The organism is Streptomyces sp. NPDC031064, assembly GCF_055570965.1.
The window spans coordinates 1-19,612 of sequence record NZ_JBVIGF010000014.1 but is presented as its reverse complement, the minus strand read 5'-3'; the positions used below and the strand labels follow the sequence as shown (position 1 = coordinate 19,612).

At 70.0% G+C, this 19,612-nt stretch carries 24 protein-coding genes; 7 read left to right on the top strand and 17 right to left on the bottom strand.

What is annotated here, in order from left to right; all coding sequences use genetic code 11:
- Nucleotides 1-300: 300 nt before the first annotated feature.
- Complete coding sequence (locus tag ACZ46W_RS34530) at nt 301-543, bottom strand: hypothetical protein (RefSeq protein WP_468346208.1); 243 nt, start codon at nt 541-543, stop codon at nt 301-303.
- A gap of 389 nt (nt 544-932) precedes the next feature.
- On the opposite strand from ACZ46W_RS34530, the gene ACZ46W_RS34525 reads away from it, so the two are divergent.
- Entirely contained in the window at nt 933-1,757 is an 825-nt protein-coding gene (locus tag ACZ46W_RS34525) for a hypothetical protein (protein ID WP_468346206.1), read from the top strand.
- Nucleotides 1,758-1,924: 167 nt separating this feature from the next.
- Here the strand turns inward: ACZ46W_RS34525 and ACZ46W_RS34520 are convergent, their stop codons facing one another.
- A complete protein-coding gene (locus ACZ46W_RS34520) occupies nt 1,925-2,977 on the bottom strand; it encodes a zeta toxin family protein (RefSeq protein WP_468346204.1) in 1,053 nt (350 codons plus the stop codon).
- The gene (locus ACZ46W_RS34515) at nt 2,970-3,203 is read right to left on the bottom strand and encodes a hypothetical protein (RefSeq protein WP_468346202.1); all 234 of its coding nucleotides are present in this window, start codon (nt 3,201-3,203) and stop codon (nt 2,970-2,972) included. The genes ACZ46W_RS34520 and ACZ46W_RS34515 overlap by 8 nt, the downstream gene beginning before the upstream one ends.
- 172 nt (nt 3,204-3,375) lie before the next feature.
- On the opposite strand from ACZ46W_RS34515, the gene ACZ46W_RS34510 reads away from it, so the two are divergent.
- The gene (locus ACZ46W_RS34510; RefSeq protein ID WP_468346200.1) at nt 3,376-3,585 is read left to right on the top strand and encodes a DUF397 domain-containing protein; all 210 of its coding nucleotides are present in this window, start codon (nt 3,376-3,378) and stop codon (nt 3,583-3,585) included.
- Nucleotides 3,586-3,792: 207 nt separating this feature from the next.
- Here ACZ46W_RS34510 and ACZ46W_RS34505 read toward each other — a convergent pair whose 3' ends face one another.
- Nucleotides 3,793-4,407 (bottom strand): hypothetical protein, encoded by a 615-nt coding sequence (locus ACZ46W_RS34505; RefSeq protein WP_468346198.1) that lies wholly within the window; start codon nt 4,405-4,407, stop codon nt 3,793-3,795.
- Nucleotides 4,408-4,613: 206 nt separating this feature from the next.
- Between ACZ46W_RS34505 and ACZ46W_RS34500 the strand changes: the two genes are divergently transcribed.
- Both ACZ46W_RS34500 and ACZ46W_RS34495 read left to right on the top strand, forming a co-directional pair.
- Nucleotides 4,614-5,516 (top strand): hypothetical protein, encoded by a 903-nt coding sequence (locus ACZ46W_RS34500; RefSeq protein WP_468346196.1) that lies wholly within the window; start codon nt 4,614-4,616, stop codon nt 5,514-5,516.
- A gap of 35 nt (nt 5,517-5,551) precedes the next feature.
- Complete coding sequence (locus ACZ46W_RS34495; RefSeq protein WP_468346194.1) at nt 5,552-6,682, top strand: tyrosine-type recombinase/integrase; 1,131 nt, start codon at nt 5,552-5,554, stop codon at nt 6,680-6,682.
- A gap of 86 nt (nt 6,683-6,768) precedes the next feature.
- Here ACZ46W_RS34495 and ACZ46W_RS34490 read toward each other — a convergent pair whose 3' ends face one another.
- From ACZ46W_RS34490 to ACZ46W_RS34460, 7 genes are all read right to left on the bottom strand, one after another.
- Nucleotides 6,769-7,938 (bottom strand): GNAT family N-acetyltransferase, encoded by a 1,170-nt coding sequence (locus tag ACZ46W_RS34490; protein ID WP_468346192.1) that lies wholly within the window; start codon nt 7,936-7,938, stop codon nt 6,769-6,771.
- A gap of 9 nt (nt 7,939-7,947) precedes the next feature.
- Nucleotides 7,948-8,478, bottom strand: coding sequence for a MaoC family dehydratase (locus tag ACZ46W_RS34485; protein WP_468346190.1), 531 nt, complete (start codon nt 8,476-8,478; stop codon nt 7,948-7,950).
- Nucleotides 8,475-9,323, bottom strand: a complete 849-nt coding sequence (locus ACZ46W_RS34480; protein ID WP_468346188.1) for an HpcH/HpaI aldolase/citrate lyase family protein — start codon at nt 9,321-9,323, stop codon at nt 8,475-8,477. Before ACZ46W_RS34480 ends, ACZ46W_RS34485 begins: the two co-directional genes overlap by 4 nt.
- Before the next feature lie 7 nt (nt 9,324-9,330).
- A complete protein-coding gene (locus ACZ46W_RS34475) occupies nt 9,331-9,561 on the bottom strand; it encodes an acyl carrier protein (RefSeq protein ID WP_468346186.1) in 231 nt (76 codons plus the stop codon).
- A gap of 114 nt (nt 9,562-9,675) precedes the next feature.
- Nucleotides 9,676-10,695, bottom strand: a complete 1,020-nt coding sequence (gene dmpG, locus ACZ46W_RS34470; RefSeq protein WP_468346350.1) for a 4-hydroxy-2-oxovalerate aldolase — start codon at nt 10,693-10,695, stop codon at nt 9,676-9,678.
- Nucleotides 10,696-10,718: 23 nt separating this feature from the next.
- Entirely contained in the window at nt 10,719-11,585 is an 867-nt protein-coding gene (locus tag ACZ46W_RS34465) for an acetaldehyde dehydrogenase (acetylating) (RefSeq protein WP_468346184.1), read from the bottom strand.
- Nucleotides 11,586-11,658: 73 nt separating this feature from the next.
- Complete coding sequence (locus tag ACZ46W_RS34460; protein ID WP_468346182.1) at nt 11,659-12,450, bottom strand: 2-keto-4-pentenoate hydratase; 792 nt, start codon at nt 12,448-12,450, stop codon at nt 11,659-11,661.
- 191 nt (nt 12,451-12,641) lie between these two features.
- Between ACZ46W_RS34460 and ACZ46W_RS34455 the strand changes: the two genes are divergently transcribed.
- Nucleotides 12,642-14,015: a hypothetical protein gene (locus ACZ46W_RS34455; protein WP_468346180.1), complete on the top strand. Its 1,374-nt coding sequence runs from the start codon at nt 12,642-12,644 to the stop codon at nt 14,013-14,015.
- 2 nt (nt 14,016-14,017) lie between these two features.
- On the opposite strand, the gene ACZ46W_RS34450 is transcribed toward ACZ46W_RS34455, so the two are convergent.
- Nucleotides 14,018-14,470, bottom strand: a complete 453-nt coding sequence (locus ACZ46W_RS34450; protein ID WP_468346348.1) for an NUDIX domain-containing protein — start codon at nt 14,468-14,470, stop codon at nt 14,018-14,020.
- A 572-nt stretch (nt 14,471-15,042) separates the two neighbouring features.
- Here ACZ46W_RS34450 and ACZ46W_RS34445 point away from each other — a divergent pair.
- Complete coding sequence (locus ACZ46W_RS34445; RefSeq protein WP_468346178.1) at nt 15,043-15,471, top strand: hypothetical protein; 429 nt, start codon at nt 15,043-15,045, stop codon at nt 15,469-15,471.
- A 152-nt stretch (nt 15,472-15,623) separates the two neighbouring features.
- Here ACZ46W_RS34445 and ACZ46W_RS34440 read toward each other — a convergent pair whose 3' ends face one another.
- The 3 genes from ACZ46W_RS34440 to ACZ46W_RS34430 all read right to left on the bottom strand — a co-directional run bounded on the left by ACZ46W_RS34440 (nt 15,624) and on the right by ACZ46W_RS34430 (nt 17,523).
- Nucleotides 15,624-15,866, bottom strand: coding sequence for a hypothetical protein (locus ACZ46W_RS34440; RefSeq protein WP_468346176.1), 243 nt, complete (start codon nt 15,864-15,866; stop codon nt 15,624-15,626).
- Nucleotides 15,867-16,184: 318 nt separating this feature from the next.
- Nucleotides 16,185-16,499, bottom strand: coding sequence for a hypothetical protein (locus ACZ46W_RS34435; RefSeq protein WP_468346174.1), 315 nt, complete (start codon nt 16,497-16,499; stop codon nt 16,185-16,187).
- 16 nt (nt 16,500-16,515) lie between these two features.
- Nucleotides 16,516-17,523: a DNA polymerase Y family protein gene (locus ACZ46W_RS34430; protein ID WP_468346172.1), complete on the bottom strand. Its 1,008-nt coding sequence runs from the start codon at nt 17,521-17,523 to the stop codon at nt 16,516-16,518.
- A 146-nt stretch (nt 17,524-17,669) separates the two neighbouring features.
- Between ACZ46W_RS34430 and ACZ46W_RS34425 the strand changes: the two genes are divergently transcribed.
- A complete protein-coding gene (locus ACZ46W_RS34425; RefSeq protein WP_468346170.1) occupies nt 17,670-17,864 on the top strand; it encodes a hypothetical protein in 195 nt (64 codons plus the stop codon).
- A 39-nt stretch (nt 17,865-17,903) separates the two neighbouring features.
- Here the strand turns inward: ACZ46W_RS34425 and ku are convergent, their stop codons facing one another.
- Together ku and ACZ46W_RS34415 are read right to left on the bottom strand one after the other, a co-directional pair.
- A complete protein-coding gene (gene ku / locus ACZ46W_RS34420; RefSeq protein WP_468346168.1) occupies nt 17,904-18,815 on the bottom strand; it encodes a non-homologous end joining protein Ku in 912 nt (303 codons plus the stop codon).
- Nucleotides 18,816-19,067: 252 nt separating this feature from the next.
- Nucleotides 19,068-19,418 carry an SH3 domain-containing protein gene (locus ACZ46W_RS34415; protein ID WP_468346166.1) on the bottom strand — a complete coding sequence of 117 codons (351 nt, stop codon included), beginning with the start codon at nt 19,416-19,418 and terminating at the stop codon, nt 19,068-19,070.
- Nucleotides 19,419-19,612 lie beyond the last annotated feature (194 nt).

Here is a 19,612-nt window from a genome sequence, read left to right as displayed (position 1 = left end):
GGTCCCCCAGGCCGGCCCGTGGCCCCCCGTGGGCCGTGGTGGGTCCGTGTCGGACCGTACCGGACCGGGACGATCCGAGCCGACCCGACACGGACCACAAGACCAGCAGCAGCCGAACGGGGGGGGGCGTGGGCGAGGGGCGCTTTTCGCTGTTACCAAGCCTTCGGAGGGAGCGCGCCTCCGGCGCGCAAAGCGAGCGGACAACCAGGGGCGGAGCCGGGGACCGGCCCTCGGCCGCCGCGCCGTACCGGGGCCTGAGGAACATCCGTGTCAGATCGTGCGCTAACAGTTGATCCGTCCCTACTTGCCTTCACCGCCGTTCAGGTGGTCACGGGCGGCCACCTTGTAAGCGTCGATTGCTTCCCGAAGCATGGAATAGGCGTGACGCTCGTCCTGCATGGAGTAGGCGCTGCTGTTCGTATCTGCCTGGGCGAAGGCGCGCACCACGCCGGCCCATGTTTCGACGCGCTCCGCGAGTTCGGCAACGTGCTCTGGGCCTTCAAGCTGGACCACGGGAAGCGTCCGCGGGATGGAACTGAACAACGCGGATCCTTCCGCGAGAAGTTCTCGGACGCGCTGCCTGACACGGTCTCGGTGGAGTTGAGGGTCTCCCGTGTCGGGAATCTCCGCGAGAGCCTGTTCCACACACGTACCCTCCCTGGTCGCGGAGGCGTAGCTGTTGGCAGCTTCCAGAAAGGCGGCGTATGCGTCCCGCTGGTGTTGTCGGCGGACGGCGTCCACGGGGCCGCGGCGTGCTCCTCGCGCTTGTGCGCGCCCGGCGGCGTATGCGGCTGTTGCGGCAAGGACTGCAGTGGGTGTGGTGATAACGGCGGCAAGTACGGCGGGATCCATGACCGGTGAGCATGCCGCACCCGCCAGCCGTCGTCTGTGGCGGAGCCCGGCCGGGCCGGCGGCTGCGTACCCTGTCGGGCGTGACCACGACCGCCTCGGACGACATCAGCGCCTTCCTGGACTACCTGCGCAAGGAGCAGTACGCCCTCGCCACCCAGCGCGTCCGCGGCCGGTTCCTCGCCGAGTACCTGGGGCACGCTCTCAGCACCGACGGCACCCCGCCGAACCTGAGCAGCGCCGAGCTGCTGGAGCTTCCCCGCGCCCATGCCTGGCTGACCGACGCCAAGGCCGGACTCACCCGCCAGCGCAACACTCTCCGCGGCCCCGACGCCCCCTCCGCCGACGCCTCCGACCGCGTACGCACTATCACCTACAACGCCTTCGCCGAGTTCGTCGGCACCCCCTGGCGCCTGGAGGTCCCGCCCAACCCCTCCGGCGAACACCTCGACCCCGACGAGGCGCAGCGCGTCCTTCACACCCTCGCCGTCCAGCGGCCCACCGGCGCCAACGCGGCCACCTCCATCCGCACCGCGGCCCTCGCAGCGCTCGTGGCCGCCACCGGCCGCACCGTCAGCGAGCTCGCCGCCCTGGACGTCGCCGACCTCCAGCTCGACCACCGGCCCCCGCGCGTCCTCCTCGACGGCGGGCCCCTCCCCCTCGACACCGACACCGTGCGCACCGTGCGTCGCTGGCTGCGCCAGCGCGCCGGCATCACCTCCGCCCTTGAAGGCACCGACCCCGGCTACCTGTGGGTGCCCACCAAGAACGGCCGCCCCATCGACGACCAAGTCCCGCCCGGCGCCCGCCGCGCCGCCGTACGCACCCTGCACGACGCCCACCGCCGCCTCGTCCTCGGCATCCTCGGCACCCCCCTACGCCCCGGCGCGCTCCGCGGCCCCCGCTGATCGTCACGCCCGCCGGGCATGGCTCGTTGAACCGAAATGACGATCCGAACGACGTGCTGGACGATGGCCTCGTGGCAGCCCTGGCCGCCGTGCGGTCACCCCCTGGTGCTGACGGGTCCGCCCGCCCACCGGCGATGCCTGGCGCATGGTTGCTGAAGGCCTGGGCGTCACCGGCTGCGACCGGAACTGCTCTCTCGACCCGGGGCTCGGGGCGGGGCTGGACGCTGTGCTGGTGGGGGAGGCGCGGCCTTCTTCGTGGCTCTGGACGAGGGCAGGGTGGTCGAGCGCTTCCGTGCCGCCTTGGTGCTGACCCTGCTCCCCCCGGTCGGTGGGGCGAGCATCGGGGCGGCAAGCTCGTCCACCCGGGCCAGGCGCTTGCCCCACTCCGCGGCGCTCTCCCCGGCGGGCGTCGCCACAGCGGCCCGCCGTTGAAGGAAGTCCTGCCTCGTGGCGGCGTCCCAGGGCTGCATCCGGGTCTCCTCGACAACCTCGCGTGCCGGCCGGGACGGGTGCCACGTACCGTCGCCACCCCGGTGCTTGCTGAAGACGACCCCGCTGGCGTCGACAACGTGCAGCGCGTCGGCCAGTCCGCGCTCCTCGACGGCCGTCATGATGACCGGAACACCGTCGAACACGGCCTGCTGCAACTCCAGGGAGACCAGGAAGCTGTACCCCGGGCCCTCGGCGAGGGCGTGCCGATGCCGGTCCATCACACCAACCTGAGACAGTGCCTGATGGAGCGCGGTGTACGCCAGCTCGGTGCCGTACCCGTCGGCACGGAAGGCGGCCACCCGGTTCAGGGTGTACTCCTGATGCGTGTACGGACCGATGAACATGATGTTCAGACGCCGCGTGCGGACCTCGTCCAGGATCTTCGCGCGAAGAACCTCGATGTCGGGGCCGCACAGACGCGCCGCCTCCAGCACGCCGTGTTCGCGGGCGAGCGCGTCATAGTGCGGGTGGAAGGCGTAGTGGTCGTCACCGTCGAAGTACACGACGTCCGTCAGCCCCAGATGCTCGGCAACCAGCGGCCGCAGCGTGGTCTTCCGGGAGCCCTGGGGACCCCCGAGCAGGACCATACGGGGGGCTTCCTGGGGCGCATGGCGGGCCAGGCCCGGCTGTACGTCCTCACGAAAGATCTCATCGAGCTGTTCGTCCGACAGGCGGCGCGGCGGCTTCTTCGCTTCCTGCCTTGCCGCCGGCACCGACGCGTCACTCACCGGCGTTGCCCTCGCGTACCGCAGCGAGCTGGGCGGGCATGTCCCGGAGGATCTCCGCGATCCGCTCCTGACTGTCGGCGGTCAAGACGTCGCGCTCGACCAGCAGCGGGGCGCGCTCCGCACGCAGGGCTCGTGCGGCCTCCGGACTGGGCGCCGCACCGATCCGTCCGCTGTAGGCGGCGATCACCGCGTTGAGCAGGGCACGCGCCCGCTCGTAGGCATCCATCTCTGCCGCAGTCCACCGCGGCGACCGTGTGGCATTCGGCATGAAACCCGCTCCCCGTCCCCCGATCGTGTCGGTGTGCCAACAGGTCACCCCGTACGGCACGTTGCTCCTAGACTCGCATGAATAGGCGTCGATGATCAGCCCGATTCGTCACGACCAGGAGAGGACCCGCATGCCGCTTCCGTCAACTGGATGGCACAAGAGCACCTACAGCAGCGACTTCGAAGATGCCTGCCTGGAGGCCTCCGTACGCGCGGACGGTGAGGGTGTGCAGATCCGGGACTCCAAGGACCGCACCCGCCGCCCGCTCGATGTCTCCGCGATGGCCTGGCAGGCCTTCCTCGACGGCCGCCCAGGACAGTGCGGGGCGTCTCACCGTTGAGATGTCCGGATTTCCGGACATCAAGAGCCGAAAGGCCCCGGGCACCGCTCGGCTCCGAGCCAGGCCGACACGGAACTGCTTCCGCGGAGGCGTCAGCGCTTAAGCTTCTCCGTCGCGAACCACCAGGCATCGATGCGCCGTCCGGCATCGCGTGTCGGGTTCTCGCCCTGGGCGCCCCTCGGCATGTCCGTCACACACTCCGCACGCTCAGGCCTCCACCGCCGCGTCCTGGCGTTGCGTCCTGTGGGCCCTGAGCCACGCAGCGAGGTCGTCGGCGTGCTCTTCGAGGAACTCCCCGGCGAATTCGCGCGCTCGGTGGGTGCGGTGCCCCATCTCCTCGAACAGCGCGGTGAGCCGGTCGACGACGGCCTGCGGGTTGCCGTGCCGCGGTGGGTGGATGCGGGCGAAGGCGTCGCGGAAGACGGCTGCGACCCTTGGGTCCATGCGGTAGCCGCTCTTCTTCTGGTTCTCAGCGCGCCCATGGTCGACGGCGGTCAGTGGAATGGTGGTGCCCTCGGGGAGCCAGCCGGCCCGGATGCCGCGGTTGACCGTCTTGGTGAGTGAGGCGGTCGGGCCGCGCAAGGCGGCCTCGCCGTAGCGGGCGCGGTACTCGTCGGCGTCCAGCCAGCCGTTGCCCTCGACCAGGGCGCGGAGGAACTGGCGGCCGCGACCGTGAAGTTCGCGGATCAGTGCGTCGGCGCGTTCGGGGGTCCAGGCGGCGCCGCCGATCTCGACCGTCAGGTCGCGCTGACGGACGAAGTCGAGCAGTTGGGCGGCGAGGTCCTCCTCCCCCGGCTCCGTCCGGAAAACGATCTCCGCCATGTGGGCCCTCCTGGAGAACTGAGCACAGTTTCGCCGAATTCCGGTGAAGCCTAGCCCAGGAGACCCTTAGTGTGGGCTGATTTCGTGGTCAAAGTCCCCCGATTCAGCGGCGCGTGGGACGCTACAGGAAAATTACAGTTTTCCTGTAGCTTCCCGGGGAGCGAGCTGAGTTAGCGTCAAGCGCTGTCCTGAAAGAGGGGTGTCACGTGGAACAGCCCGTTATGCCCGCTCCGGCCACGCCTCCGGCGCCGGAAGCGCGCGAGCTCGACTTCCCGCCGGTCGCCAACGGCGTGGATTACCTCGTCAGCGTGGTCGACCACCTGGCGGCGGACGCCCCGCCGGTCCCGCCGCGAAGCCTCAAGTTCGCCGTCATCCATCTCCACGCCGCGACGGAGGTGCTGCTGAAGGCCCGGCTGCTTCTAGAGCACTGGAGCCTGGTCTTCAAGGACCCCCTCCAGGCCACGGAGGACCGGTACCACGCCGGCGACTTCGAGAGCTGCGGCATCGACGAGACCATCGAACGGCTCGCGAACCTCGCCGGCGTCTCCATCAGCGACAGCGACCGTCACACGCTGCGCTCCCTCGCCAAGGACCGCAACGCCCTCCAGCACTACGGCCTGACCCACAGCGCCCTCGCCATCGAGGCCCGCGCTGGCCAGGTGCTCGACTTCCTCATCCGCTTCCTCGACGAAACGCTGCTTCCGGAGCTGAGCTCGGAGGAGAGCACCCGGATCGAGCCCGACATGGAACGTGTGCTCGACGGGCTGGACTCCATCCAGGCCTATGTCACCCAGCGCATGAAGCGGCTGCGCGGGACGCTGCGGGGGCACGAGAGCCGGACCGTGAACTGCGTGGACTGCCAGCAGATGGCCATGGTCGTCTCGCCCGAGGAAGACGACGCGGCCTGGATCGCGCAATGCCACTTCTGTGGACTTTCCGAACTCGGTCCCCGTTTCCTCGCCAATGCCTACGTCTACGGGCACCCCGACGCCGCCGAGATGGTCCACGACTGCCCCCAGTGTCAGAGCCCGACGTTCACGGACGGGGTCATCCTCGCCGACGGGCGCCTCGTGTCCTTCTGCTTTCTCTGCACAGCCACGAGCGACTGAAGCGACGCAACCACCGGAAGGGATAAGGGGATTCCATGACGCTCGTCACCATCCCGGCGGCGGCCGCCGTGCCGACCGTCCCGGCCGCCGAGGCACGCTCGGCCCGCACCTCCCTGGACCGCGTCACCAGCGGCGTACGGTCCCAGTGGCCGGCGCACGCGCGGAAGCTGTTCGAATACCTGACGGCGATCTACGGGGAGCACGACGCGCTGCCCACGCTGGCCGCGGCCTGGCTCACCCACCAGCGCTCCGACGGCACCCGCAAGACGTACGCGCAGAACTTCAAGCTGCTGGAGCGCTACGCCCGCCAGCACGACGTACACCCGCTCGCCGTGACGTTCCTGCTGGCGGACGCCTTCGCCCAGCAACTGGAGACCTGGCCCACCATGGTCTGGCGCGACGGCCGGCGCGTCGAAGAGGGCCCCCCGCGCGACGACGCCACCCGGCACAACGTCCTGTCCGCCTGCTCCTCCTTCTTCAAGTTCTTGCTGCTCACGAAGGCCCTGCCGAAGGAGCAGCTCGACTCCAACCCGTTCGAAGGCGTCCTGTACCCGGTCATCGACCCGCTGTTCACCCGCACCGAGGGCCTGACTGAGGAGGAGTACGCCAAGCTGGCCCGTACCGCCCGTGACGAGCACCGTCCCCGGCACACCGCCTTCCGGCTCTATGTGCTGATCCTGGTCCTGTACAACATGTGCCTGCGGATCGGCGCCGCGCTCGGCGCCCGCATCGAGAGACTCGGATACGACGGCGGCCACCACGTCCTGGAGGTGGAGGTCAAGGGCGGCTACTGGGTGAAGAAGGCCGTACCCCCGATGGTCTGGGACGCCATCCAGACCCTGATCGGCGAGCGTACGGAGGGCTTCATCTTCTGCACCGCCACCGGCCGGCCGCTCGACGAGCCGTCCCAGTTGCGAGCGATCCGTTCCGTCGCCAAGCGCGCCGGGCTGCCGCAGAAGAAGATCGGCCCGCACTCCATCAAGCACACCACCATCACCCTCGCCCTGGCCCGGCCACGCGCCCGGCCCGACAAGATCCAGCAGTGGGCCGACCACAACGACCCCCGCACCACCCAGAGGTACAACCGGCGCCGCGGCGCACTCGACGGCAGCCCCGCCTACGACGCCGCCGCCAGCCTTTCCGACCAGTTGTCCACCGGCGAATAGCGCACGCAGGGCGGCCTCGGTGGGTTCCCAGCACAGCGGCGATGTGCGCCTGGAGCCCGCTGATGAGGCCCGCGCGGTGGAGAGAACTAGAAGTGGTCGGGCAGCCAGGGTTCGAACTGTGCTGTGCTGCGGATGAGGGCCGCGAGTGCCTTCTCCGATACGGCGTGGACTCCTGCCATGCGGGCCGAGGTGGTGGATCGATAGCCGCCGGCGTACCAGACGGCGAGCTGGCGCCGTGTGAAGGTCACCTGCCCTCCTACGTTTGTGGGGACGATCTCGCCCGCTCCGTCCTTGAGCTGCAGCATCCACCGCTCCCACCGGCCGGTCTCGTTTTCGATCTCCATCGGGATGGCGGTGGTGCGGTCAGTCGGCCAGCCTCGGAGCCTGATGGCCTCGGGGATGTTGAGGATGCGGAGCATCCAGGGGTGCCAAGCTTCTGCTGTGGTGCGGTGGTGGCGGAGTCCATGGAGGAGGGTGGGGTAGGGCGGGAGGGCGCCGCGCCGGAAGGTGATGGTGCGGGCGCGGGTGTTGTGGCGTCCGAGGAAGGCGAGCATGGCGGCGGCGGTGGGCTGGCTGGTGGCCCAGAAGTCGTGGACGGTCAGGCTCATGCCGTGGCGGTCGTGCCGTTTGGTTGTGAGGGTCAGCAGGCCGGCGGTGGGGTGGCCGTGCCGCGCGAAGCGGTAGGTGGTGAGGTTGTTCTTGTCCTGTTTCCAGCGGGTCCACCAGGTGGGGCGGTGGACTGGTCCGTTCCACTGGCGGGCGAGTTCGCCCTGGAGGGCTTCGGCTTCGTCGGTCAGTCCGTGCTCGACCTCGAAGTCGTCACTGGCGAAGGAGTGCTTGAGGTCGTCGGAGGCTACTTCCCAGGCGAGGACGCCAGTGGGTGCTTCCCATCCGAGGCGGCGGGCGTAGCCGGTGGAGGAGGTGGTGATCGCGGAGATCACCGCGCCGCGCTCGATCAGGGGGTGCAGCCGTGCGGCCGTCATGTCGGTGGCGAGGTGGTCGCCGCGCTCCTCGGGGGCCACGCAGCCGTCGCCGAGGCAGGCGCTGGGGACGGGGGCGCCGCCGAAGAACTGGTCGACGAGGAGGCCGAGGCCGCCGGCGACGACCCGGCCGCCGCGGACGGCGACTTGGAGGTCGGCGTGCTCGCGCAGGTGGGTGATGTCGCCGATCGGGTGGCCGTAGGAGCGGGTGGCGAGCTTGTCGTACTGCTCCCACAGTGCGTCGTCGGCGGATGTGAAGGTCAGGGGCTGGTTCATGGTCGGCCTTCAGTAGTGGGTGGCGTCGCGGGCCGCGTGGGCGTCCAAGGGCACGAGGAAGGTGCGAGTGAAGGCCAGGACGCTGGTGCCCGCCTGGTTGTGGGCGGTGGTGTGGCAGGTGATGACCCCGGTGTCGGGACGGCTCTGGGAGACCCTGCGGGTGAGGATCTCCGTCTGCGCGTACAGGGTGTCGCCGATGTGGACGGGGGCGGTGAACCGCACCTGGTCGATGGCGAGGTTGGCGCTGGTCAGGCCGCTGACGCTGCGGACGGTCATGCCGCCCACGAGATTGAGGGTGACGCCGGAGCAGACCAGGATGCGACCCCACTGGGTCTGGCCGCTGTGGTGGGCGTCGGTGTGGATGGGGGCGACGTTGCCGCTCAGAGCTGTGCCGAGGAGGTTGTCGACTTCGGTGACGGTCCGGCCGGGCCGGTGCTCGATGACCAGGCCAGGCGCGAGCTCTTCGTAGGAGAGGCCGACGTTCTCCCGCACGCGGGCCTCGCCGATCTGGCGGTAGCCGTGGGGCAGTCCGGGGCTCATGACGCACCGTCCGCTTCGGCGACGATCGCGCGGGCCCGGTTGAAGAAGGGGGTGCCGCGCATCTGCCCGTCCACGGTGGTCACCGTTCCGCCGCTGGCGTCGGCGGCCGCGACGATGGCGCGGGCCTGCGCGATCTCCTCGCCGGTGATGGTGAAGACGTCGTTGATCACCTGCACGTGGCGGGGGTGGACGCAGCCCTTGCCGAAGAACCCCATGTCCTTGGCTCGCTCGGCGTCACGGCGCAGGGTGTCGGGGTCGTTTAGTTCCCAGGTGGGGGCGTCGATGGCGGGGACGTTCGCGGCGGAGGCGGCATTGATGAGGGCCGAGCGGGCGTAGTGGAGGGCGTCCCAGCTCAGGCCGCAGCGGACGGAGGCGGCGTAGTCGGCGGAGCCGAAGATCACGCCGCCGAGCCGGGGCGCGCGCATGATCGACGGGAGGGTGTTGAAGGCCCGCGGGCTTTCGATCAGCGCCCAGATGTCGGGGGTGTAGCCGTCGGCGTTGAGCGCGGCGGCGACGAGTTCGATGTCGCGGGGGGATTCCACCTTGGGGATCACGATGAGGTCGGGTCGGGCGGTGTAGCTGGCGAGGGCCGCGAGGTCCTTGATGCCCTCGATCGTGGTGAGGCTGTTCATCCGGATGCCGAGGGTGCACGGAGGGTCGGTGACGAAGAAGCCTTCCGCAGCGGTGCGGGCGGCGGGCTTCTCGTGGAGGGCGACGGAGTCCTCGATGTCGACGAGGGCGACCGCAGCGCCGGACGTGCGTGCGCTGGCGAAGCGGTCTCGGCGCAGGCCGGGTGTGATGATCCAGGCTCGCCCGGGCCGGCGGCTGGTGCTCATGCTGGTCATACGGTGTTCACCTTTCGATGCGCTTGGCGGTGATGAGCTGGTCGAGATCGCGGAGGGTGGCGGCATGCTCGATCTCCCTGTAACTCACGTCGATGCCGTAGCGCTCGGCGAGCAGGACCGAGAGCTCGACGACGGCGAGCGAGTCGAGTCCTGCGTGGTCAAGGCTGGTATCGCCGGTGAGCCGGTCGGCGGGAAGACTGAGGTCGTCGAGCAGGATGCGGGTGAAGTGTTCGTTCACGATCGGGTCCTTCCGGAGGGCAGTGGAGGTGAGGGGGCCCGGTAGAGCGACGGAAGCCCTGGGGCAGTCAGCGGCTCTGGGCTGAGGCGGCTGTTGGCGGCGCGCTGACTGGGGCTATCGGCTGGTCGCTTTGAGCTGCCGGGCGACTTCGCCGATCAGGTCTTCCTGTCCGGCGACGACCTGACGCTCGCCGAGGGCGAGGAACAGGTTGAGGGGGTCGACGCCTTCGGTGCGCGCGATCTCCAGGACCAGCCGCTTGAAGCCGGAGAACACCCCGGCGAGCCCGCTGACGACGGCGATCGAGTCGATGGACGGCGGGGCCTTCATCAGGCGATCGGCGGCGACGTCGGCGGCGGCCAAGATCTCGCGGAGCCCGATCCCGGTGTTGATGCTGCGGCGTTCGAGGACGGCCACGAGGACTTCGAGCTGGGTGTTGCCTGCGCCGGCGCCGAATCCGCGGGCGGTCGCGTCGATGACGGACGCGCCGGCATCCACGGCGGCCAGCGAGTTGGCCATCGCCAGGCCCAGGTTGTTGTGGCCGTGGAAGATCACCGGTACGTCGACGGCGGTGACGATGGCCTGCACGCGCTCGGCGACGTCGGCCGGAAGGTAGTGGCCTGCGGAGTCCATGATGCCGACGGCCTGGGCGCCGAACTTCGCCATCAGGGCGCACTGCTCGGCGAGCTCGTCGGGGCCTGCCATGTGACTCATGAGCAGGACGCCTTGGGCCTCGGCGCCGAGGTCGCGGACGACGCCGAGGTGGCGTTCGGTGACGTCGGCCTCGGTGCAGTGCGCGGCGATTCGTACGACGTCGGCGCCGTGGCGGACGGCGGCCGCCAGGTCACCGGAGGTGCCCCAGCCTGGGGCCATGAACACGCCCATCCGCGAGGAGGTAAGGGATTCGCGGACGGTGGTGAGCATCGTGGCGTCGTCGAGCCGGGCGCGGCCGATCTGGAGGCTGGAGGCGCCCAGGCCGTTGCCGTGGCCGACTTCCACCACGGGCACCTTCGCGGCGTTCGCGGCGGTGGCGTAGGCGCGGAGCTGATCGGTGTCCATCTGGTGGCCGACGGCGTGGTGGCCGTCGCGCAGCGTCGGGTCGTGCAGGAGGATCTGGGGCCGCTCGGGGCTGTCCATGCTGTCCATGGGTGGTGTTCCCTTCATCGCGAGGCGGCGGCCGACTGCTCGGCGAGCAGGACGGCGGCGGCGTTGATGATGTCGACGCTTCCGGCGTGGTGGGGCAGGCGGCGGCCAAAGGCGCCGACCTCCACCGCGACCGAGATGCGGCCTGGCTCCACGGCGAGGGAGGTCACCTTGTACCCGGGCGTGTAGGCGCGCACGGTGTCGGCGGCCGCCGCGATGCTCGTGCGGACCTGTGCGGGGCGGATGCCGTCCGCGAGGACGGTCATGGCCACCCGGAACGGTGGGGCGGGCCGGGCCGGGCTGAGGTTGACCAGCACCTTCACGTCGCGGGTTCCGGTGAACGTGCGGATCGCGGTGGAGGTGGTGGCGATGTACTGGTCGAGGTTCAGTCGGGTGGCCCGGCCGGCGCTCGCGCTGGCCCCGGTGGAGACCACCTCGATGTACGTGGGGGTGCAGCGCTGGGAGATGGTGTGCAGCAGGGGGATGGCCGCCTGCCCGCCGCAACTGACGAGGTTCAGGTGCCGGTACGCCGCCGCACGATGGCCGTTGACTCCCGGCACGATGACCGCCCCAAGGCCCGTGGGGGTCAGGTCGATCAGGGTCGTGCCGGTCGGGCGCAGGGCCGCCCAGTGCTCGGCGTGGCTGTCGGCGTTGGTGGCGTCGAAGACCATATCGAAGGGTCCGGCCTCCACCACGGCGCGGACCCCGCCGGCGGTGGTCAGATGGCCCATCTCGGCCGCCCGGCGCAGGCCCAGGCTGTCACGGTCGCGGCCCGCCACGAGCGCCAGTTCCAGCTTCGGCGATCGGCAGATCTTGTCAACGAGGTCGATCCCGATGAGGCCCGCGCCGAGTACGGCGACAGGGCGTCGTTCGTCAGCAGCCATTGGCCGCTCCTTCGTCCAAAGAGAGGAGTGGTGCACAGGGGTGTGGTGCCGGCCGGACGCCGCGCGCCGCGGGCTAGCGGACGTGCAGCTCGACCGGTGGCAGATGCGGCGACCGGGCGTGCACCGTGGTCTTGGCCCCAAGGGGGAGGCTGGCGTGCACCGCTCCGGCCAGGACCATCTGCCCGGCCCGCAGGCCGTCGCCGAAGCGGTGCAGCCGCCGGGCGAGCCAGGTCAGAACACGCAGCGGGTCGCCGAGGACGGCCCGGCCCTCCCCGGTAGCCACGGCGGTGCCGTCGACGCTGACGACCAGCGGCTCGGCCGCCAGATCCAGGTCCGCGCCGAGGGGCACCATGGGGCCGATCACTGCCCGCGCGCAGGAGGCGTTGTCGGCGATGCTGTCCGCAATCGTGATTCGCCAGCTCGTGAACCGGGTGTCGATCACCTCCAGGGCGAGGAACACCTCCTGCACTGCCGCCCGCGCCTCCTGCACGTCGAGATCCGGGCCCACCAGGTCACAGCCCAGCCGGAAGGCGAACTCCGTCTCCACCCGCGGCTGCATCAGCGCGGATCGGTCGAGGGTGCTGCCGGTGGGCAGCACCATGTCGTCCAGCAGGACGCCGGAGTCCGGCTCATCGACACCCATCTGCTCCTGGATGGCCTTGGAGGTCGCCCCGGCCTTGTGGCCGACGACCCTGGCGCCGCCCGCGATCCGCCTCCCGACCGCTGCGGCCTGGACTCGGTAGGCGGTCTCCAGCGACAAGCCCGGCCGCCGGACGGTCAGCGCGTCGATCGGGACTCGCTCGTACTCGGCGGCCAGCAGGGCCGACGCCGTAGTGGCGATCCAGCGGTCATCCCGCTCGTCCATGCAGATCCCTCCCAGGGCATGGGGCATCACATGCGGTTCGCAGACGTGGGCATGGCACGGGAGCTGTTCCGGGCGGCGCTGGTGCCGGCCGCCGGGCTCGGGCCTGATGAAGAGTCAACCGCCGGGTGCCCCCCGGCGGTACGGTGGCGGGCAGACCAAGCGGTATATCGCGTATATCCGGGCAGGTGCTCATGACCACGCGCACGCCGAACGTCCAGCTCAAAGCCCTTGTCGCCGATTCCGGCCTCACCTACGAAGCATTGGCCAAGGCAGTGTGCGCGGTGGCCGCCGAATGCGGCGCACGCCTACGCACGAACAAGTCCAACGTTGAGCACTGGATCTCTGGCTCAGCGCCCCGAGGAGACACACCCAGGTTCCTCGCGGTCGCGCTCTCCCGGCGCCTGGGCCGCCTCCTGACCCCCGCCGACCTCGGTCTGCCCTCCCCAGGCGAGGCTGAAAATGACACCATCGGACTGTCCCTCGGGGTCGACCCGCTGGATGCCCTGCTGCCCATGTGGAGGTACGAGTTGGACCGCCGCCGCTTCCTGACGGCCTCCGCCTACTCCGTGGCAGCCGCAGCCTTACCACTTAGCCACGTCCAGGACATCGCCGCCCGCACCACCGCCGCCCGCACCGGCCACACCGTCGGTATGGCCGAAGTCGCCGCCGTCCGCGACGTGATCATGGTGCTCTCCGAGATGGACGAACGCCACGGCGGACAGCACGGCCGCAGTGCCTTGGTTACCTACCTCCGCGACGATGTCGCCCCACTGTGCCGGGCCCGCTTCCGCACCGACGCGGTCCGCCAGCAGATGCTCTCCGCCGCGAGCCGCGGCGTCCATCTGCTGGGCTGGAAGTCCTACGACGCCGGACAGCAGGGCCTCGCCCAGCGCTACCACCTCCAGTCCTACGCCCTGGCCACCGAGTCCGGCCTGCGCGGACACGACGGCTTCGTCATGCGCACCATGGCCATGCAGGGCCTCAAGCTCCACCGCCCCGAGCACTGCCTGGGCCTGGCCGAGACCGGCCTGAACCGAGCCAAAGGGCACGTGGACGCCCAGACCGAAGCCCTCTTCCGTGTCGTCTACGCCCACACCCTCGCCAAGAGCGGCAAGCGCCGCGCGGCACTGACCGAGGCCGAGCACGCCCGCACCCTGTTGACCGGTGCGCCCGGCGACGCGGTGCCGTTCTGGGCGCTGGCCTGGGGCCCACCGCCCGCATCCGTGTACTCCCGGACCGCCAAGGTCCACGAGACCCTAGGAGACCACCGGGCCGCCGCCGAGCACTACGCTCTGGCCGCCACCGCCCGCCCGGCCGGCACCTATGCACGCATCGTCGCCCTGGACCTGGTCGCGGGCGCCGAGATGCATCTCAAGCGCGGCAGTATCGAGCAAGCGTGCGCCACCTGGCACCGGGCCATCGACCACATGGCCGGCGTCCGCTCCACCCGCACCCGCAAGGCCATCTCCCGCATGCGCAGCGACCTGGCGCGGTTCCGGGCCCGTGGCCTGCGGTGTGTGGCCGAGCTCGACGAACGGGGACGCGACTTCCTCACCGGCGCCTAGTTTCAGCGGTGCCCGCAGAAACGGCGGACGATCGGCTCCAGGTAGTCCGCGTGCGGACCGGTCAGGCCAGCCAGCTCGTCCGGTGAGCGCACCAGGGCCACATCGTCGAGTTCGGGGGCGCGGCCCTGAGCTCGGTCGGCTTCCGCTGCCGCAGTGAATCCCCTGCGCAGCGCCGCCTCGGGAAGGGCTGGGGCGAGGTAGGTCAGGCCGACGCTGCCGTTCTCGCCGCGGGTGACGACCCACAGCTTCAGGTCCTCGGCGCGCGCGGCGATTCCGAGTTCCTCCAGCAGCTCCCGCGCGGCCTGTCCGGCCAATGCCGACTCGTCGAGCATCGCTCCCTTCTGGGGAGGCTCCACAGACCCCCCTGGCAACTGCCATCTGCCCGGGGCGGCCGTCGAGGGCGACATTCTCGCTACCAGCACACGACCGTCGTCTGTCGGCTGGACGACGTTCACGAACAACGAGGCCAGTGCGGCGGCGCCTGGAACACGACGCAAGGCGTAGTGCCGGTATGTCACACGCACCCAGGAGACACGCAGGGTGCGCGGGCCCGTCAGCTCCACTCCGCCACACGCCACCACAGGACCGTCGAAGAGGTCGGGGTTGGCCCGGACTGCTACGTCCCACACCCGATCTCGAGCCTCAGCATCCTGGGGCGGCAGCGGCGGCTCCGCAGCTTCGGTCAGCAGGAGCCGTTCAACATCGAAGAGGTCAATGCCCACGGGGGACAGTGTCTCGGTCACCGCCCCACCCTAGAGCTGTCCTCCAGGACCGGGTCCTGCATTGGACCGCATGCACACCGGGAGCTGCGCCTGCAGGTGTCGGCGTTCGCGTGAAAGTGGCTCTGGCAAGATTCTGGTAGCTGGAGATCAGCTCGGTGCCGTGGTGACGAGGTTCTGCGAGTCCTGTGTGCTCTTCGTTCCTCAGTGCCCTGTGCATAGGTCGGTAATCGATGTGCTTGTTTGCCAGGACGTAACCTGCTGACCAGGCGGCACATCGTCGAGGCAGGTCGGGGGCCACTTTGAGTATGAGCGAGGTGTATGGAACGCACCCAGAGGTGATCGCAGCGCTGCTGGATGCAGTTGGCGAATCAGCGATGGTGCTGTCGTTCCGGGACGACCGCGCCTTCGCCGCACTCAGCGTGGGGCGGTTCGGGACTGTGGGATCGACTCGCCTGGACTGGTCCGGGGTCGAAGTGATCGAGCACTGCGAGTCGTTCGACGCCGACGAGCTGCGCCGGATGGTGGCATCCTGCGCTGGAGTGGACGAGCTTGCGGTCGTGTTCTGGAGCAATCTTGCAGTGCCGTCCGTTGCCTTGACTGCCGCTCTCGTGGCGGGCCATGCAGAGGCAGTGTTGGAGTGCTCTCCTGAATGCTGGATCTACCTCACCGACAGTGGAGTACTGATCGAGTTCCAGGACGGTGAGGGGTTCACAGCGGGAAGGGTCCCGCGCTGACGCTGGCGTTGGCACGGCCGAATACGGCGAGGCCCGTGAGCGTGGGGAATCTCCGTGAGCGGGACTATCCCTCAGGTAAGTGCAGAGAGGGGAGATTCAACGAGCCCTATCAGTGGTCGGCCGGTCCGTATATCGTCGGCGAAGGTGGGCGATCAGGACGACGCGGTGGCGGAGAAGAGAGACGCCGGCACGTCCGGCATGATCCGTTTCTGCAGCTTGACGTCGGTGATGCGGCCTTCGTTGGCTCCGGAGTTGTAAGGGGTCGTGATTCCCTGGGCGATGGCGTGCCGGTCTTCCTGCAGGGCTCCGGCGAGGCCGGTGAGAGGAGCGAGTCCGCTCTGTGCGAGGTCGCTCAGCCAGCCCGGCAAGGGTGCCGCGTCGTGGTTGTCGACCATGGTGGCGAAGCGGCGGACCAGGTCGTGGGTGAGCTGGAGTTCGGGGCAGTGTTCGAGGAGCCGGGGCAGGCGCTCGTTGATGTGCGGACTACGGCGGTGCGGGTGGGTGGTGATCCAGCAGCCGTCTCCCGGCGCCTCCCCCCCGTGGGCCCGGGCGACGAAGAAGCCCCCGGCGCGCTCCTACACCGAGCGTGGCCGGGGGCTTCGCCGTGTGCCGGGTGAGCCGCACCGGCACGGCGAGCGCACCGGTAATGGTCTGTGGTGGCCTGTTGCCGCCGGTGCGGCCTACCCGCTCCGCCGCCCGAGGCTGCATGCGTCTCAGGCGTCAGCCGAGTCGATCCGCAACGAGCCACCCGGCCTGGTGGCGGGTGGGTGGGCCAGGCGCAGCGCGGGCTGTGGCCAGGTGACGGTGCGCGCTGAGGTGGTGTGGGGGGTGATGCGGAGCAGCAGTTGGTAGTCGGTGCGGCCGTCGGGGTAGGTGTGGGCGGCCAGGACGGGGCTGTAGTGCCAGGTTCGTCCGTCCCAGGCGTACCGGGCTGGTCCTCGGCCCGGTGGCCAGGTCGTCACGGTGGGCGGTGGTCCGTCGTCCGGGTGCCAGGGCCGGGTCTCGGCCAGCGGGGGCGTCTCGCTCATGGGCAAGTCCCCTGTGTCATCCGGCGTGGCGGTAGGCGCCGGCGGGTCCGGCGAGCCTGCGGCCGCTGGCGGCGTACTTGGCGTTGATCCGGTCCAGCACGGGTTCGAGGTCGATGCGTGCTTCGCGGCCGCGGTCCAGCGACACCTGCGTACCTGGGGCGCTGTGGGTGGGCTGGAGGTCTTCGGCGGTGACGGTCAGGCGCCGGATGCGGGCCCGCTGGAAGGCGCACGCGTCCAGCAGCCGGAAGACACCGGTGCGGAGGTCTTCGGTGTGCGCGGAGGCCTGGGGCATCTGCCGGGTGCGCCGGATGGTTGTGCCGTCGGCGAAGCGCACGGCGAGAGTCAGCCCGCGCGCGACCTGCTCGCGACCGCGCAGGCGTTCACCGAGGTCGACGACGAGGTCGAGCAGAGCGGCGCGGATCAGGACGGGGTCGAGCATGTCGCGGTCGAAAGAGTGCTGAGTGCTGGTGGAAGCGGGCATCCGGCGGGGTGTGACAGGGCGCGGGTCGTGGCCGTGGGCGCGTTCATGCAGGATGCGTCCGGCCCGGGCGCCCAGGATGCGCTGCACGGTGCCGGCCGGTGTGTCGGCCAGGTCGCCGATGGTGGCCAGTCCGTAGCGGGTGAGGGTTTCGGCCTGGGCCGGGCCGATGCCGTGCAGGGCCTGTACGGGCAGGGGCTTGAGGAAGGCCCGGATCGCACGGGGGTCGTCGGGGATGTGGAGCAGGCCGCGTTCGTCAGTCCGGGCTGAGGCCATGGCGGCCAGGCTCCAGCTCGGGGCGATGCCGATGCGGGTGTCGGTGCCGTAGAGGGCCAGGGCCTGGACGCGGAAGCGCTGGGCGAGCTCGGCCGGAGTGCACCTGAACAGGCGGAGGCTGCCCTTGACCTGCCCCAGGGCCGCCGACGGGGGCAGCGGCTGGACCACCGGGGTGAAGGTGTCCAGCAGGTCCAGCACCTGCCGGTAGGCGGCCTCGGCGGTCTCCGGATGGCACCGCACGTGCCAGATCACGCTCACCGGCTGCTCCATTGCCCCGACCTCCTTCCTACTCCGCGACGGTATCGAATGTATATTCGAACATGCCACGTGGCGGCTTGCCCCTATGGGCCATCTGTCCGTGTTTGTGAGTATTGAGCCTGTCTGCGGTCCGGAGCGCCGAGCGCGAGGTCGCTGAGATGACGGTGGAGGAAGACGTGACTGTGCCGGGGCAGGGCAAGGCGGCTGCTGTGCTGGACTGCTCGCCGGACCAGGTGGGCTCGTGCGCCCGGTGCCACCAGCCCTGCCACCGCTACGGGGTCGGTGGCAACCCGCTGTGCCGTGCATGCCGGGAGGTCGTCGAAGCGGCCAGGGCAAAGCCGAAGACCACCTGACCCGGACCGCCAACGCCGACGTGTGACCTGTGTGCTCGGTCAGCTCGCCTTCTTCCGGCGCGCTGGGGCCTTCTTCGCCGTGCTCTTCTTGGCGGCCGTCTTCTTCGCCTGCGTCTTCTTCGCCGGCGTCTTCTTCGGCTTGGGCATCGCATGGATGGTGGCGTCCTCCCCGCGCGAGGCCCGCGCCTGCTCGACGGACGCGTTGAGGGCGGCCATCAGGTCGACCACCTGCCCGGCCGGGGCCTCCTCCCGCTCCGGAGCCTCGACGCGATGCCCCTCCGCCTTCGCGTGGATGACCTCTTCAAGGGCCTTTCTGTACTCGTCGTGGAAACCGCTGATGTCGTCGGTCGTCATGGCGTCGATGAGCGCGACCGCGCCGTCGACCTCCGAGTCGGCGATGTCCGTGGCCGGCGGCACGACCGCCGAGGAGTCGCGGATCTCGTCCGGCCAGCGCATCGAGTGCAGGGCGATCACCTCGCCGTCCAGCACCTGGAGCAAGCCGAGCCGCTCCCGGTTGTGCCAGGCGAACTTCGCGATGGCCACCCGCGAGGACCTGGCCAGGGCTTCACGGAGCAGCTTGTACGGCTTGGCCGCGACCTGCCCGTCGGCCGCCAGGTAGTAGCTGTCGCCGATCCGGATGGGGTCGATCGACTCGGCGGGGACGAACGCGACGATCTCGATCGCCTTCGCGGTCGGCAGCGGCATCGCGTCCAGCTCGGCGTCCGTGATCTCGACGACCGTGTCCTTGGCGATCTCGTAGCCACGGCCGATCTCGCCCTGGTCCAAGACCTTGCCGTCGAGCTCGCACACCTTCTGGTAGCGGATCCGGCCGCCGTCCTTCTCGTGGACCTGGTGGAAGGCAATGTTGTGCGACTCGGTCGCGCTCAGGACCTTGATCGGGATCGTGACGAGCCCGAAGCTGATCGCTCCTGTCCAGACGGGCCGTGGCATCAGGCACCTCCCAGGCTCCCCCCTGGGTGGATGACCAGCGTATGGCGAGCTGGCCGGCCAGGCACGGCCTGGCGGCCTGGTCCGGTGGCGAGCAGGGATGAGCTATGGCGCTCGTCGTCGGCGATCAGCGGGCCGATCGAGGACGGATGGCCAGGGCCCGGCGTCCGGCGAAGCGGAGACCGGGCCCTCGCGGCGGAGTCAGGAACGGCTCCGCCCCTCCGCGGCCGGGTGGAGCGGCAGGCCTACGGAGCCTCAGTTCAGTTGCATGCAGACGTGTGGCTTGAGGCCGGACTTCGCGACCCATCCGGTCGTGCCGGCCTTCAGGCCGGACCTGGAGCGGTCTTGAAGGCTGACTCGGTACCAGCCGCCTTTGGCCTTGTCCGCGCTGAGGTCGTCGTCGGGGTACAGCATGCCGATCGCCGTGTACTTCGTACCCGGCCCAGTCCGCAGTCGCAGGGCGCCTGTGGGGTGGTAGCCGCAGGTGTTGAACTCCTGAGTCACCGTGGTGGCCGCTTGTCCCGGCAGGGCCAGAGCGGCCGGTGCGGGCAGGATCGGGGCCAGTAGCAGGGCGGCGCCCAAGGGGAGCGAGATCGCTTTGCGCATGACCGCACCAACTGATCCGGGCCCCGGCATAGACACGCTCCGCCCGTGGGGATCACCCACATGTGCGATGCCTCGATCAGCTCCACCGGGTGGTCTTCAGGTATCTCGATCGCGGTGGCGGCGTACGTCGGCGTCCACCCGGGCCCGGACTCCGCCCGCCGCAGCGGGTGGTTGGCAGCTTGGCACCGTGGCTG

Excerpts from the sequence above, each read along its gene's own strand:
- ACZ46W_RS34515 (WP_468346202.1), bottom strand. The coding sequence starts at position 3,203 with ATGGATGCCTACGAGCGGGCGCGTGCCCTGCTCAACGCGGTGATCGCC.
- ACZ46W_RS34510 (WP_468346200.1), top strand. The coding sequence starts at position 3,376 with ATGCCGCTTCCGTCAACTGGATGGCACAAGAGCACCTACAGCAGCGAC.
- ACZ46W_RS34505 (WP_468346198.1), bottom strand. The coding sequence starts at position 4,407 with ATGGCGGAGATCGTTTTCCGGACGGAGCCGGGGGAGGAGGACCTCGCC.
- ACZ46W_RS34495 (WP_468346194.1), top strand. The coding sequence starts at position 5,552 with ATGACGCTCGTCACCATCCCGGCGGCGGCCGCCGTGCCGACCGTCCCG.
- ACZ46W_RS34490 (WP_468346192.1), bottom strand. The coding sequence starts at position 7,938 with ATGAACCAGCCCCTGACCTTCACATCCGCCGACGACGCACTGTGGGAG.
- ACZ46W_RS34485 (WP_468346190.1), bottom strand. The coding sequence starts at position 8,478 with ATGAGCCCCGGACTGCCCCACGGCTACCGCCAGATCGGCGAGGCCCGC.
- ACZ46W_RS34480 (WP_468346188.1), bottom strand. The coding sequence starts at position 9,323 with ATGACCAGCATGAGCACCAGCCGCCGGCCCGGGCGAGCCTGGATCATC.
- dmpG (WP_468346350.1), bottom strand. The coding sequence starts at position 10,695 with ATGGACAGCCCCGAGCGGCCCCAGATCCTCCTGCACGACCCGACGCTG.
- ACZ46W_RS34465 (WP_468346184.1), bottom strand. The coding sequence starts at position 11,585 with ATGGCTGCTGACGAACGACGCCCTGTCGCCGTACTCGGCGCGGGCCTC.
- ACZ46W_RS34460 (WP_468346182.1), bottom strand. The coding sequence starts at position 12,450 with ATGGACGAGCGGGATGACCGCTGGATCGCCACTACGGCGTCGGCCCTG.
- ACZ46W_RS34455 (WP_468346180.1), top strand. The coding sequence starts at position 12,642 with ATGACCACGCGCACGCCGAACGTCCAGCTCAAAGCCCTTGTCGCCGAT.
- ACZ46W_RS34445 (WP_468346178.1), top strand. The coding sequence starts at position 15,043 with ATGAGCGAGGTGTATGGAACGCACCCAGAGGTGATCGCAGCGCTGCTG.
- ACZ46W_RS34440 (WP_468346176.1), bottom strand. The coding sequence starts at position 15,866 with ATGGTCGACAACCACGACGCGGCACCCTTGCCGGGCTGGCTGAGCGAC.
- ACZ46W_RS34435 (WP_468346174.1), bottom strand. The coding sequence starts at position 16,499 with ATGAGCGAGACGCCCCCGCTGGCCGAGACCCGGCCCTGGCACCCGGAC.
- ACZ46W_RS34430 (WP_468346172.1), bottom strand. The coding sequence starts at position 17,523 with ATGGAGCAGCCGGTGAGCGTGATCTGGCACGTGCGGTGCCATCCGGAG.
- ACZ46W_RS34425 (WP_468346170.1), top strand. The coding sequence starts at position 17,670 with ATGACGGTGGAGGAAGACGTGACTGTGCCGGGGCAGGGCAAGGCGGCT.
- ku (WP_468346168.1), bottom strand. The coding sequence starts at position 18,815 with ATGCCACGGCCCGTCTGGACAGGAGCGATCAGCTTCGGGCTCGTCACG.
- ACZ46W_RS34415 (WP_468346166.1), bottom strand. The coding sequence starts at position 19,418 with ATGCGCAAAGCGATCTCGCTCCCCTTGGGCGCCGCCCTGCTACTGGCC.